Source organism: Duganella sp. sic0402 (assembly GCF_019219065.1).
Taxonomy (GTDB): Bacteria; Pseudomonadota; Gammaproteobacteria; order Burkholderiales; family Burkholderiaceae_D; genus Rugamonas.
The window spans coordinates 131553-143834 of record NZ_JAHUWK010000013.1 but is presented as its reverse complement, the minus strand read 5'-3'; the positions used below and the strand labels follow the sequence as shown (position 1 = coordinate 143834).

Annotated in this window: 13 protein-coding genes; 8 read left to right on the top strand and 5 right to left on the bottom strand. The window is 61.6% G+C overall.

Going from position 1 to position 12282, the window contains the following annotated elements; all coding sequences use genetic code 11:
* Nucleotides 1-266: hypothetical protein (locus KW842_RS24510; protein ID WP_218306739.1), on the bottom strand; the 266-nt coding region annotated here is incomplete at its 3' end.
* Nucleotides 267-318: 52 nt separating this feature from the next.
* Between KW842_RS24510 and KW842_RS24505 the strand changes: the two genes are divergently transcribed.
* Both KW842_RS24505 and recQ read left to right on the top strand, forming a co-directional pair.
* Nucleotides 319-1158, top strand: coding sequence for an undecaprenyl-diphosphate phosphatase (locus KW842_RS24505; RefSeq protein ID WP_218306738.1), 840 nt, complete (start codon nucleotides 319-321; stop codon nucleotides 1156-1158).
* A 24-nt stretch (nucleotides 1159-1182) separates the two neighbouring features.
* Complete coding sequence (gene recQ, locus KW842_RS24500) at nucleotides 1183-3006, top strand: DNA helicase RecQ (protein WP_218306737.1); 1824 nt, start codon at nucleotides 1183-1185, stop codon at nucleotides 3004-3006.
* Here recQ and KW842_RS24495 read toward each other — a convergent pair whose 3' ends face one another.
* The 3 genes from KW842_RS24495 to KW842_RS24485 all read right to left on the bottom strand — a co-directional run bounded on the left by KW842_RS24495 (nucleotide 3007) and on the right by KW842_RS24485 (nucleotide 4858).
* Nucleotides 3007-3447, bottom strand: a complete 441-nt coding sequence (locus KW842_RS24495) for an STY0301 family protein (protein WP_218306736.1) — start codon at nucleotides 3445-3447, stop codon at nucleotides 3007-3009. It lies immediately after the preceding gene.
* A gap of 2 nt (nucleotides 3448-3449) precedes the next feature.
* Nucleotides 3450-3839, bottom strand: coding sequence for a BPSL0067 family protein (locus KW842_RS24490; RefSeq protein WP_218306735.1), 390 nt, complete (start codon nucleotides 3837-3839; stop codon nucleotides 3450-3452).
* A gap of 92 nt (nucleotides 3840-3931) precedes the next feature.
* On the bottom strand, nucleotides 3932-4858 hold the full coding sequence (locus KW842_RS24485) for an AraC family transcriptional regulator (protein ID WP_218306734.1): 927 nt from the start codon (nucleotides 4856-4858) through the stop codon (nucleotides 3932-3934).
* A gap of 111 nt (nucleotides 4859-4969) precedes the next feature.
* Here KW842_RS24485 and KW842_RS24480 point away from each other — a divergent pair, with 111 nt between their 5' ends.
* The 4 genes from KW842_RS24480 to KW842_RS24465 are packed head-to-tail and all read left to right on the top strand — an operon-like array spanning nucleotide 4970 to nucleotide 8577.
* Entirely contained in the window at nucleotides 4970-5866 is an 897-nt protein-coding gene (locus KW842_RS24480; protein WP_218306733.1) for a DMT family transporter, read from the top strand.
* A gap of 8 nt (nucleotides 5867-5874) precedes the next feature.
* Nucleotides 5875-7653 (top strand): amidohydrolase, encoded by a 1779-nt coding sequence (locus tag KW842_RS24475; protein ID WP_218306732.1) that lies wholly within the window; start codon nucleotides 5875-5877, stop codon nucleotides 7651-7653.
* A 31-nt stretch (nucleotides 7654-7684) separates the two neighbouring features.
* Nucleotides 7685-8194 (top strand): hypothetical protein, encoded by a 510-nt coding sequence (locus tag KW842_RS24470; RefSeq protein ID WP_218306731.1) that lies wholly within the window; start codon nucleotides 7685-7687, stop codon nucleotides 8192-8194.
* A complete protein-coding gene (locus KW842_RS24465) occupies nucleotides 8191-8577 on the top strand; it encodes a hypothetical protein (RefSeq protein ID WP_218306730.1) in 387 nt (128 codons plus the stop codon). The genes KW842_RS24470 and KW842_RS24465 overlap by 4 nt, the downstream gene beginning before the upstream one ends.
* Here KW842_RS24465 and trmB read toward each other — a convergent pair whose 3' ends face one another.
* On the bottom strand, nucleotides 8578-9258 hold the full coding sequence (gene trmB / locus KW842_RS24460) for a tRNA (guanosine(46)-N7)-methyltransferase TrmB (protein WP_218306749.1): 681 nt from the start codon (nucleotides 9256-9258) through the stop codon (nucleotides 8578-8580).
* A gap of 212 nt (nucleotides 9259-9470) precedes the next feature.
* Here trmB and KW842_RS24455 point away from each other — a divergent pair, with 212 nt between their 5' ends.
* Both KW842_RS24455 and KW842_RS24450 read left to right on the top strand, forming a co-directional pair.
* Nucleotides 9471-10811 (top strand): GH1 family beta-glucosidase, encoded by a 1341-nt coding sequence (locus tag KW842_RS24455; protein WP_218306729.1) that lies wholly within the window; start codon nucleotides 9471-9473, stop codon nucleotides 10809-10811.
* Between the two features lie 106 nt (nucleotides 10812-10917).
* Nucleotides 10918-12282 (top strand): MFS transporter, encoded by a 1365-nt coding sequence (locus KW842_RS24450; RefSeq protein ID WP_373925232.1) that lies wholly within the window; start codon nucleotides 10918-10920, stop codon nucleotides 12280-12282.

Sequence of the window (12282 nt, the reverse complement as noted above, 5' to 3'; positions counted from 1 at the left end):
TTCCGATCGGCATCACCCTGCCTGGCCGCCTCTACCACTTTATCCGATGATGGGGCGGTATGCTCAATATACGAGTTCTGCCAAACGTACACGAGCTCGTGTACGTTTGGCAGAACTGACCCCGGATGAAGATGATCTCCCTCGGCGACCGGCTGGCTTGGTCGCACTTCCGCCCCCACAGCCTTGCTTCGGGGGCATTTTTTTGCTTGTAGGACAAAAACGGGTATTACGGTTGAGTCATAATCAGAAAACAACATGCTGAACATGTTAAGCTTCGGCGGTTTGCTCACCTCTTTTCACCCGTAAATACTTAATTTCATGGATATTGTTCTCGCGTTGAAAGCCCTCATCATGGGCCTGGTTGAGGGTTTGACGGAATTCCTGCCGATTTCCTCCACCGGCCACCTGATCCTGACCGAACACCTGCTGGGCTTCCAGGGCATGGAAGAAAAAATTAATGTATTTGAAATTGTGATCCAGGCCGGCGCCATCTTCGCCGTCTGCTGGGAATACCGCGCCCGCATTGCCAAAGTGACCACTGGACTGACCTCTGACCGCAAGCAGCAACGCTTCGCGCTGAATATCGCCATCGCTTTCATGCCGCTGGCCATCCTCGGCCTGGTGCTGGGGAATTTTCTGAAAGAACACCTGTTCAAGCCGGTGCCGGTGGCCCTGGCGCTGATTATCGGCGGCATCATCATTCTGATCGTCGAACGCCACGTGGCCGCCAATCCGGTCTCGGTGCGCATCCACTCGGTCGATGACATGACGCCGCTGGATGCCTTAAAAATGGGCGTCGCCCAGGCCTTCGCGCTGATTCCAGGCACCAGCCGCTCCGGCTCCACCATCATCGGCGGCATGATGTTCGGCTTTTCGCGCCAGGCAGCCACCGAGTTTTCCTTCCTGCTGGGGATACCGACCCTGCTGATCGCCTCCGCCTACTCGCTGTTCAAGGCGCGCGACCTGCTGGAGATGTCCGACCTGCCGATGTTCACCATCGGCACCGTGTCGGCGTTTATCTCGGCGTTCTTCTGCGTGCGCTGGCTGCTGCGCTATGTCGCCTCGCATACTTTCACGATTTTTGCGTGGTATCGCATCGCTTTTGGCCTGCTGGTGCTCATCACAGGTTACACTGGCGTGATCGTCTGGAAGGACTAACCTTAAAGTAGTTGCAGTAGCACCATGATTCATCAGGACAATAACGAACGCGCCCTCCACTTGCTGCAAACCGTCTTTGGCTATCCAGCCTTCCGCGGCCAGCAGGGGGAGATTGTCAACCATGTGGCGGGCGGCGGCGATGCCTTGGTCTTGATGCCCACCGGCGGCGGCAAGTCGCTGTGCTACCAGATTCCAGCCCTGCTGCGCGACGGCGTTGGCGTAGTTGTCTCGCCGCTGATCGCGCTGATGCAGGACCAGGTCGACGCGCTGGAGGAAGTCGGCGTGCGCGCGGCCTTCCTCAACTCCACCCAGACCTACGAAGAAGCCAGCCGCATCGAGCGCCTGGTGCGCAGCGGCGAGATCGATCTGGTCTACGTGGCGCCTGAACGGCTGATGACGGACCGCTGCCTGAACCTGTTCCAGTCGTCGAATATTTCGCTGTTCGCCATCGACGAGGCGCACTGCGTGTCGCAATGGGGCCATGACTTCCGGCCCGAGTACATCAAGCTGTCGATCCTGCACGAGCAGTTCCCCAACGTGCCGCGCATCGCGCTGACCGCCACCGCCGATCCGCAGACCCGCGCAGAAATCGTACACCGCCTGCAGTTGCAGGACGCGGCGCAATTCGTCTCGTCCTTCGACCGTCCCAACATCCGCTATGCGATTGTGGAGAAGGCTAACGGCCGCAAGCAGCTGCTGGACTTCATCACCACCGAGCATGGCGGCGACTGCGGCATCGTCTACTGCCTGTCGCGCAAGAAGGTCGAGGAGACGGCCCAATTCCTCAACGAGAACGGCGTGCGCGCCATGGCCTATCACGCCGGCATGGAGCACTCGGTGCGGGCCGCCAACCAGGCCAGGTTCCTGCGCGAAGAGAATATCGTCATGTGCGCCACCATCGCCTTCGGCATGGGCATCGACAAGCCGGACGTGCGCTTCGTCTGCCACCTGGATCTGCCCAAGAGTATCGAGGGCTATTACCAGGAGACTGGGCGCGCCGGCCGTGACGGCGAACCGGCCAGCGCCTGGATGGCCTATGGCCTGCAGGACGTGGTGCTGCAACGCCGGATGATCGACGAATCCGAAGCCGACGAAACCTTCAAGCGCGTATTGGGCAATAAGCTCGATGCGATGCTGGGCCTGTGCGAGACGCTGAGCTGCCGGCGCGTGCGCCTGCTCGACTACTTCGGCGAACAGGCCGGCCCCTGCGGCAATTGCGATACCTGCCTGATTCCGCCGGTGTCCTTCGACGGCACAGTGCCGGTGCAAAAGCTGCTGTCGGCGGTGTACCGGGTCGACCAGCGCTTCGCCGCCGGCCATGTGATCGACGTGCTGCGCGGCCAGGAGACGGAGCGCATCAAGACCTGGCATCACGATACGCTGTCGGTGTTCGGCATCGGCGCCGACCGCAGCGAACAGGAATGGCGCGCGATTCTGCGCCAGGTGATCGCGCTCGGCCTGCTGACCGTGGACCATGAACAATTCAGCTCGCTGAAGCTGACCGACGCTGCGCGTCCGGTGCTTAAAGGCGGACAGAAAGTGCAGCTACGCCAGTACCAGAAACCGGTCAAGGCGGCCAAGCCCAGCCGCGCCGCCAAAGGCTATGTGGAAAGCGACCTGTCGGCATATGAACAGAAATTGTTCGACCGCCTGCGCTCCTGGCGCATGGGCACGGCGCGCGAACACAACGTCGCCGCCTACATCATCTTCAACGACGCCACGCTGCGCGAAATCGCCAAGGCCCGCCCGACCGCGCTGGACGACTTGCGCGGCATCTCCGGCGTCGGCGAGAAAAAACTCGCCTCCTACGGCGAAGAGATTGTCGATCTGATCAACGAGATGGAATAATCATCGGCAGGTGATCGCAATGTTTTGCGCACCTGCCTTGACACTTGGCGTGTACCGCACCGAGCACACAGAATAAGATGAGGGTAGCTGTTTCGCCAGCGTGATTTGCCCTGCCGGGCCACCATAGCCGCACACCAGCCACAGTCCGCCGGAAAATTCAGACGGATCAAATACCCAGGTTTCAAGCGACTGTTTCCCTCGGCTCGCCACCAATGACGGCTTCAGAGCCGCCAGCTTTTCTGGCGGCCCATCGTTGAAACCAGCGGAGCTCAGTCGGAAATCCCCCACTGCCCGCGCGGCCCATTCCGACTTCACTTTCATAAATTGTATCGACTCTGCTTGAACCACATCTGGGCAGGCGAGCTGGCTCGCGTCAGCCGTCAAGGTGCTCAGTGGCATGACACCAACGATGAGCAGAATGCCACAGAATGGCTTTTTCATGATCAGGGCTCAATCACGAAAAAGGCATCTGCGTTATTACTTGGATCCTTGAAAGTACCGTTCTTGTTTTTCCCTCTTGATTCAAGAAAGCGTTCACAAATATAAGGTTTGCTTTTTCCCTTCCACTGATCCATCACATAGAATCCCTTCATCCCCTGTCGCACGAAAAAAGCCGCGTGATTTCCGTGCTTTGCGTTTGGATAGCGGCCGTTTTTAAAAGTCGCTATTGCGGTGCCTTTTTTTATCATATGGTTGCCAATTATCTCAGCGCCCTGACGCCATCCATTCGCAGGGCCGGTATTGGCGAAGTGCTGCACAAGAGCGACACACTCGTGTGTTCCAACTTTCTTTCCGCCCTCAAGATCATCAACTTTCGTGTAAACATAGGCCATTGCTATCTCCATTGCTCGCAAAGAAAATAAAGCAAACTATCGCTCGTTACAAACGGGGAGGCTTTGATTAACCGCAGTATCGATGAAGAGAGTCAGGCCGCCACTATGGAACGGTAGTGGCTCGGCGCTGCGCCGACGGCGGTGCGGAAGCGGTGGCTGAAGTGGCTCAGGTCTGCGTAGCCGCAGGCGTCGGCAATCTGCTGCAGGGGCTGGCCGCTGGTCTTCAGCAGCGCGCGGGCGTGGTCGATGCGGCGCGCCGCGATCCAGGCCGAGGGCGTCATGCCGAACGAGGTTCTGAACATCCGCAAAAAATGATACTCCGACAGGCAGGCCAGCTCCGCCAGCACGCCCAGCGTGATGTTGTGCGCCAGATGGGCCTCAATGTAATCGGCCAGCCGACGCCGCACCGCCGGCGCCAGCCCGCCACGCACCCGCGCCTGATGCTGCGGCACCGATTGCGCCAGCAGCAGATGGCTCAGCGTCTCATGCGTGGTTTCATTGGCGCGCAGCTGCGCGTCCGCCCCCTCCCACGGCATGGACGCCAGGCTTGCACACAGCCGGGCGATGCGTTCATGTTCAAAGTAGGTGCGGTCGGCCAGCGTCAGCTCGCGCGGCTCGCGGTCCAGTTCCACCACGGCCCGCCGCGTGAAGTGCTCGGGCAGGAAGTAGACGTGCATGAAATGCATCTGCCCGCGCACCGTCCATGAGGACTCGTGCCAGTCCGGCAAGGTGCACAGGCGCTTCGGTGCGCCGTACAAGCCGGGCAACTCCCAGCGCTCGGTGCGGTGGCCGCCATCCAGATAAAAGGACAGTGTGTGATGGCCCGGCTGGTTATAGCTGGTCTGAGCCACCGGCGTATCGCGCCGCCAGACCGCCAGCGCCAGCTCATCCCCCAGCCAGGCGAAGCGCTCCAGCTGCGCATCCGTCTCCGACATGGTCTTGAAGACAGAATGCGACAGCTGGCCATCCGGCAGCGCGGACAGCAGTGTGGCAGGCAGATTGTTGGCACGGGAAGTCATGCCAAAAGTCTAGCACGGCGCCAACCGCGCCGCCGGCCGCCGCCCCAGCCGACGGCATAGATGCGCAATTTCAGACAAGTCGCCGCGCCGCCGCACTGCCAAGCTGGCGGCATGAATACGCTACTCTACGCTCTCACTGTGCTGATCTGGGGCACCACCTGGATCGCCATCTCTTTCCAGCTCGGCGTGGTGCCGGCGCCGGTTTCCATCGCCTACCGCTTCTGGATCGCCGCCGCCGTGCTGATGGCCTTCCTGCTGATCGCCCGCAAGCCATGGTGGCCGCCGCGCCAGGCCTGGCCATGGCTGTTCGCGCAAGGGATCGCGCTGTTCTGCCTGAACTTCCTGTGCTTCTACTACGCCAGTCAATGGGTCACCAGCGGCCTGGAAGCGGTGGTGTTCTCCACCGCGCCGCTGTGGAACGCCATCAACGGCCGCATCTTCCTCAAGCGGCCGATCAAGCCGCAGGTGATGCTGGGCGCCTTGTGCGGCCTGGCCGGCATCGTGCTGCTGTTCGCGCCGCAGATGGCCGGCCACTGGCACGACAGCCATACGCTGCTTGGCCTGGCGCTGACGCTGGGCGGCACGCTGTGCTTCTCATGCGGAAACCTGCTATCCAGCCGCATGCAGTCGCTTGGCCTGACGCCATGGCTGACCAACACCTGGGCGATGCTGATCGGCGCCACCACGCTGGGTGTGGCGGCGCTGGCACTGGGCATGCCGTTCACGCTCGATCCATCGCCGCGCTATCTGGGCGCGCTGCTGTACCTGGCGATCCCCGGCTCGGTGATCGGCTTTACCGCCTACCTGTTGCTGGTGGGCCGCATCGGTCCGGACCGCGCGGCCTATTCCACGGTATTATTCCCCATCGTAGCGCTGACTATTTCGACCATTTACGAAGGCTACCATTGGACGCCGCTGGCCCTGTGCGGGCTGGCGCTGGTACTGGCGGGGAATCTGCTGGCGTTTCTGCCGCCGTCCCTGCGCGCCAGGCTGATGGGAGCCACATAGGAGATTGCATGATCCGCACCGGCCTGTTTGCCGCACTTGTCCTTAGCCTCAATGCCCACGCCGCCCCCAAGCCGGCCGACACCATCTACCGCAACGGCTACATCTACACAGTGGATGCCAAGGACAGCGTGCAGCAGGCGCTGGCGATACGCGCCGGCCGCATCGTCTACGTTGGCGATGACGACGGCGCCCAAGCCTACGCCGGCAAGAAGACCGAAACCATCGACCTGCAAGGCCGCATGCTGATGCCCGGCCTGATCGACGGCCATATGCATCCGCAATCCGGCGGCAGCCGCCTGCTGAATTGCAGCCTGAATTATGAGCCGCTGACGGTGGCACAGTTCCAGTCACGCATCCAGGCCTGCCTCGACAACGATAAGAGGTCCGGTCCGGAACGCTGGATGATAGTGGTGAACTGGTTCCAGCAAGGCATGCAGCCGGACGGCGTGGAAACCACCGCCGCTATGCTGGATGCGCTGAAGACCGAACGGCCGATCATCGTGCGCTCCTCGTTCGGCCACTCGGCGCTGCTGAATTCCAAAGGCATCAAGACCGCGAAAATACAACGCGACACGGCTAATCCAGCGGGCGGCGTCATCACCCGCGATGCGCAGGGCAACGCCACCGGCCTGCTGGAGGACGCCGCGCAGGATCTGGCGATGAATCTGCTACCGCCGCTGACGGTGGCCGAGAATCTATCCGCCTCCAAGGCGGCGCTGGCAGCGATGCGCCAGCAAGGCATCACCAGCTTCCTCGACGCTTATACCGATCCCGAAACGATGACCGCTTTCACCGCGCTGCAAAAGCAGGGCAAGCTGACGGCACGCGCACACTTCGCGGTGCTGATCGATCTGGATAAAGGCGGCACGCCGCACAGCACCGTGGCCGAATTGCTCAAACAGCAGAAGCAATTCGACCAGGGACCGACCAAGGTCGCGCCGTCGATGCAGGTGCGCCACGCCAAGCTGTTCATGGACGGCGTAATCGCTGCACCCGCCTTCACCGGCGCCATGCTGGAACCCTATCTGGTCAACAAGGGTACGCAGGAGAAGCCGAGCTGGCAGCCCGGCCCGCACAACGGCCCGCCGACCTACTTCACACCGGAATCGCTGCGCGCCACGCTAACCGAACTGGCACGCGCGAAAATCGATCCGCACGTCCACGTCGACGGCGACCGCGCCGTGCGCGAAACGCTGGATGCCATCGAAGACCTGCGCGCCACGCCGGAAGGCAAGCGCGTCCGGCCGGCACTGGCGCACGATGAAATCGTCGATCCTGCCGACTATCCGCGCTTCGCCAGGCTGGATGTCACGCCGGTGCTGTCCTTCCAGTGGGGCAAACCAGCGCCTGATACAGTGGAAGCGCTCAGGGATTATTTGGGACCACAGCGCTACGCAGTGGTGCAGCCGCAGGCGCTGCTGCTCAATGCCGGCGCGCGTGTCGCCTATGGCAGCGACTGGCCGGTCGACCCGCTGGATGAATGGTTTGCGCTGAAGGTTGGTGTGACCCGCACCGCCGCGCCCAATGCCGGCCAGGCCTACGCGGGCAAGCTGACTGCGCAGCCAGGCATGCCGCGTGCCGAGGTGCTGCGCGCGATCACGCTGAACGCCGCCTACACGCTGCGCCAGGAAAAGGATACCGGCTCGCTGGAGGTCGGCAAGCTGGCCGACCTGATTGTTTTGGACCGTAACTTCTTCACCATTCCAGCCGAGGACATCGCCAACATCAAGGTGCTGCAAACGGTGGTGGGCGGCAAAGTCGTCTATCAGTCTAAGCACATGCGTTAAGATGTCGGCCTTCGTACAAACATAGCACGCCATGCAGCTTCTCATCTCCCTGCTGATCATCGTCGCCACGGCGGCGGTGGTCTACGCCATCATCAAAACCAATCCGGTCAAGGCCAAGCCTTTGCCGCTGCCGAGCGGCGTGCCATATGAGCCCAAGCTGCCGGACAGCGCGCCAGTGCTGCACTGGTCCGATGGCGGACGCTTCATGGTGGAGGTGATGACCGAGTCGCGCTACCAGGCCACGCTGCAGGAACTGGCCGGCGCGCATGGCGAACAGGCCGCCGCCGCGCAATACGTGGCCACGCTGATGCCCGATGACCGCAACGCCTACGAGAACGAGGCGGTGGCTGTCTTCATCGACGGCCGCATGGTGGGCTACCTGCCGCAAAAGGCGTCGCTGAAGTTCCGCGAGCTGCTGCGCAAGAAGGAAGCCGTCGGCCAGCTGAGCACCACCGATGCGCAAGTACGCGGCGGCGCGCTGTGGCAGGGCAAGCGCCTGCAATATGTGGTGGTGCTGGACGTGGAGCCGCTGGAGAAATGATGCTTAGGATCGCCGCCGTGCTGCTGGCCGCGCCGCTGCTGGCCTTGGCCGCTGAACCGCCGCTGGTCATCCACTACAACGAGCGGCCACCGCAGCACTACACCAGACACGGCGTCGCGCAAGGCCCCGCCATCGATAAGGTCAGCGCTGCACTGGCCAGCGCCGGCATTCGCTACCAGCTTCGCAGCACGCCGGCCAAACAACAACTGGTGATCTTGAGGGCAAACAGCCAGCCCGCCTGCATGCTGGCCTGGGTTGGCTTGCCGGGACGTGAGCGCGGCGGCAAGCTCTCAGAAGTGGTCTATGACGACCGTCGCCTGTGGTGCACCTTGGCGGTGCCGGATGAGACGATGCAGCGCCTGAACGCGGCGCTGCTCAAGTGATTACTTCTTGGTGAACACCAGATCCCATACGCCGTGGCCCAGTTTCAGGCCGCGGTTTTCAAACTTGGTCAGCGGACGATAGGCCGGCTGCGGCGCGTAGCCGTCAGCGGTGTTCTGCAAGCCCTCGTCAGCGCTGAGCACTTCCAGCATCTGCACCGCATAGTCTTCCCAGTCAGTGGCCAGATGGAGATAGCCGCCCACTTCCAGCTTCTGAACCAAGTGCTTGACGAACGGCGACTGCACCAGGCGGCGCTTGTTATGGCGCGCCTTGTGCCACGGATCCGGGAAGTAGATGTGTACACCGTGCAGCGAGCCATCCGGAATCATGAAGTTCAGCACTTCCACCGCGTCGTGCTGGATCGCTTTCAGGTTACTCAGGTTCTGCTCACCGATCAGCTTCAACAGGCTGCCGACGCCGGGCGTATGCACTTCCACGCCGATGAAGTCCTTCTCCGGCATCACGCCAGCGATGTGCGCGGTGGTGCCGCCCATGCCGAAGCCAATTTCCAGCACCACCGGCGCCTTGCGGCCGAAGGTCTGCTCATAGTCGAGCGGCGCTTTCTGATACGGGATCAGGAACTGCGGCCCCAGCTCTTCCAGCGAACGCGCCTGCGCGGTCGACAGGCGGCCGGCACGGGTGACGAAACTGCGGATGCGGTGCTCGGTCGGATCGTACAGCATGGCGCGCGCTGGGGCGTCTTTAGGCGTATCGGAAGACATGGTCGGAATGGTCGTTAAATTTGTTGAGGCGGCATTATATCAGGCTTGCCGGCGCCATTTTTCAAATCGATTGACACTCACAATGAGTTGAGGTCTAATCATCATCCGAGGCGTGAAATCGTTTTCAAACGTAGCTATGTCCTCCCATCCTACTCTGACAAAACCTTATAAAAATGACCGATTTCACGCAATTTCCTCCCTCGTTTACCTGGGGCGTCGCCACCAGCGCCTTCCAGATTGAAGGCGCCTGGAATCTCGACGGCAAGGGCCCGTCGATCTGGGACACCTTTACCCACACCCCTGGCAAGATCATCGACGGCACCACCGGCGACGTCGCCTGCGACCACTACCACCGCTATCCGGAAGACGTGGCCATCATGGCCGGCCTGGGCGTTGACGCCTACCGCTTCTCGATGGCCTGGTCGCGCGTGCAGCCGCAAGGCAAAGGTGCGTGGAACGAGGCAGGCTGGGACTTTTACGACCGCCTGCTCAAAGAACTGGAAAGCAAGCGCATCGACGCCCACATCACCCTGTTCCACTGGGACCTGCCGCAAGGCTTACAGGACGAAGGCGGCTGGCTGAACCGCGACACAGCCTATCACTTCGCTGAATACGCCGCGGAAGTGGCGCGCCGTTTCGGCAATCGGGTGAAAACGATTGCAACCCACAATGAGCCATGGTGTACCGCCAATCTCGGCTATGGCAACGCGCAGTTCGCACCGGGCGTGGCCGACCTGAAACAGTCGGTGCAAGTGTCGCACCACCTGGTGCTGTCGCACGGCCTGGCGATGAGCGCAATGCGCAAGGTCGGCAGCACGGCCCAGCTGGGCATTGTGCTGAACCAGTGGACCGCCGACCCCGCCACCGACAGCGCAGCCGACAAGGCCGCCGCCGAATTCGAATATTCGCGCTCGGTGGAATGGTTTATGGACCCTATCTTCAAAGGCAAGTACCCGGAACTGGCGCTCAAGGTCTATGGCGACAACGGCCCGGTGGTGCAGGACGGCGACCTGGCCATCGCCCACCAGAAGATCGACTTCCTCGGCGTGAACTACTACTTCCGCTCGTTCTGCTCGACCGAAACCCCGCCGCGCCAGCCGGAGTTCAAGCTGGGCAAAACCGACATGGGCTGGGAAATCTACCCGGACGGCCTGACCGAGCTGCTGCTCAAACTGAATGCCACCTACGAACTGCCGCCGATCTACATCACCGAAAACGGCATGGCCAATCCGGACAGCCTGGTCAACGGCGAGATCCCGGATACGGCGCGCATCGATTTCGTCCAGCGCCACTTGAAGGCGCTGAACGACGCACGCCTGCAAGGCGTCAACATTCAGGGCTATTTCCTGTGGAGCCTGCTGGATAACTTTGAATGGAATTCCGGCTACGCCAAGCGCTTCGGCATTGTCCACGTCGACTACCAGACCCAGAAGCGCACCCCGAAGCACAGCGCGCTGTGGTATCGCGATTACCTGATCCAACAGCGCGCGCGCAATAGCGCGAACGCTGCCTGAGCAACGCAACAGCAGTACCGCCGCCGGTCTTCGGGCCGGCGGTTCCCGTTTATAGCCGGCCGCAGAGCTGGTGCTACACTCCAACGAGAATAACGAGGACGACACTATGACCGCACAATCAACGGTGCAGCAAGCGCAAGACCCGCAACCGGCGCCAGGCGAGCAACCGCCGTCGCTGTTGCGCGCCATGTTCGCGCGCGGCACGCCGATGTTATGGGTGCCAAGCGGCTATTTCGCGATGGCGCTGACCTATGTGATGCTGACCAGCGTCACCTCCATCATGTTCAAGAACCTCGGCATGGACAATGGCCAGGCGGCGCAATACGCCAGCTACCTGATCCTGGCCTACACCATCAAGCCGCTGTTCGCGCCCTTCGTGGAAATGTACCGCACCAAGAAATTCTTCGTGCTGTGCGCGCAGCTGATCGTCGGCATCGGCTTTGCCGGCGTGGCGCTGGCGATGTCGCTGCCGGACTATATGGTCATCATGGTGTTCCTGTTCGGCGTGCTGTCGCTGGTCGGCGCGACCCAGGATATCGCCTCCGACGGCGTCTATGTCACCGCGCTGAACACCAAGACCCAGTCGCTGTTCTGCGGCATCCAGAGCCTGAGCTGGAACGTCGGCCCGATCGTCGCCTCCGGCGGCATGGTCTACCTGAGCGGCTGGCTGCACACCCACTACTTCAAGCATGAGGCCGGCGTGTTCGGCCCGGCGTGGATCGATTCGTGGCGGGTGATCTTCTTCATCGTCGCCGGCATCACCCTGCTGACCGCGATCTGGCACCTGCGCGTGATGCCGGACGGCGCCAAGGCCGAGAACGCGCCGAAGTCGGTGGCGGAAGCAGCCTTCATCCTCAAGGATTCATTCGCCACCTTCTTCCAGAAACGCGATGTGTGGCTGATGGTCGGCTTCGCCTTCGTGTTCCGTCTGAGTATCGGCCTGCTGGAAAAGATCGGTCCCTTCTTCATGGTCGACCCGGTGGCGCAAGGCGGCCTGGGCCTGTCGAATGAAATGCTGGGCCTGATCTACGGCACCTACGGCCTGATCGCGGTGCTGGTCGGTTCGCTGCTCGGGGGGATTTTCGTGGCGCGGCGCGGGCTGCAAAAAACCCTGTTCACGCTGTGCTGCGCGGTCAATATTCCCAACGTCACCTTCCTGCTGATGAGCTACTACCAGCCGGACAACCTGGTGATGATCTGCGCCGGCGTGGCGATTGAAAAATTCTTCTACGGCTTCGGCTCGGTGGGCTTCATGATCTACCTGATGCAGCAGCTGGCGCCAGGTAAATACACCACTACCCACTACGCCTTCGGCACCGGACTGATGGGCTTGTGCATGATGGTCACCGGCGTGGTCAGCGGCCATTTGCAGCAGCTGCTCGGCTATGTGCACTACTTCTGGCTGGTGATGGCGGCCACCATTCCTTCGTTCCTGGTGACCTGGTTCGCGCCCTTCCACCATAAAGAGTAA

What these genes read in the sequence shown, in the direction of transcription:
- KW842_RS24505 (WP_218306738.1), top strand. Translation starts at nt 319, where the DNA reads ATGGATATTGTTCTCGCGTTGAAAGCCCTCATCATGGGCCTGGTTGAG.
- KW842_RS24450 (WP_373925232.1), top strand. Translation starts at nt 10,918, where the DNA reads ATGACCGCACAATCAACGGTGCAGCAAGCGCAAGACCCGCAACCGGCG.
- KW842_RS24485 (WP_218306734.1), bottom strand. Translation starts at nt 4,858, where the DNA reads ATGACTTCCCGTGCCAACAATCTGCCTGCCACACTGCTGTCCGCGCTG.
- KW842_RS24465 (WP_218306730.1), top strand. Translation starts at nt 8,191, where the DNA reads ATGATGCTTAGGATCGCCGCCGTGCTGCTGGCCGCGCCGCTGCTGGCC.
- trmB (WP_218306749.1), bottom strand. Translation starts at nt 9,258, where the DNA reads ATGCTGTACGATCCGACCGAGCACCGCATCCGCAGTTTCGTCACCCGT.
- KW842_RS24475 (WP_218306732.1), top strand. Translation starts at nt 5,875, where the DNA reads ATGATCCGCACCGGCCTGTTTGCCGCACTTGTCCTTAGCCTCAATGCC.
- KW842_RS24480 (WP_218306733.1), top strand. Translation starts at nt 4,970, where the DNA reads ATGAATACGCTACTCTACGCTCTCACTGTGCTGATCTGGGGCACCACC.
- KW842_RS24455 (WP_218306729.1), top strand. Translation starts at nt 9,471, where the DNA reads ATGACCGATTTCACGCAATTTCCTCCCTCGTTTACCTGGGGCGTCGCC.
- recQ (WP_218306737.1), top strand. Translation starts at nt 1,183, where the DNA reads ATGATTCATCAGGACAATAACGAACGCGCCCTCCACTTGCTGCAAACC.
- KW842_RS24490 (WP_218306735.1), bottom strand. Translation starts at nt 3,839, where the DNA reads ATGGCCTATGTTTACACGAAAGTTGATGATCTTGAGGGCGGAAAGAAA.
- KW842_RS24470 (WP_218306731.1), top strand. Translation starts at nt 7,685, where the DNA reads ATGCAGCTTCTCATCTCCCTGCTGATCATCGTCGCCACGGCGGCGGTG.
- KW842_RS24495 (WP_218306736.1), bottom strand. Translation starts at nt 3,447, where the DNA reads ATGAAAAAGCCATTCTGTGGCATTCTGCTCATCGTTGGTGTCATGCCA.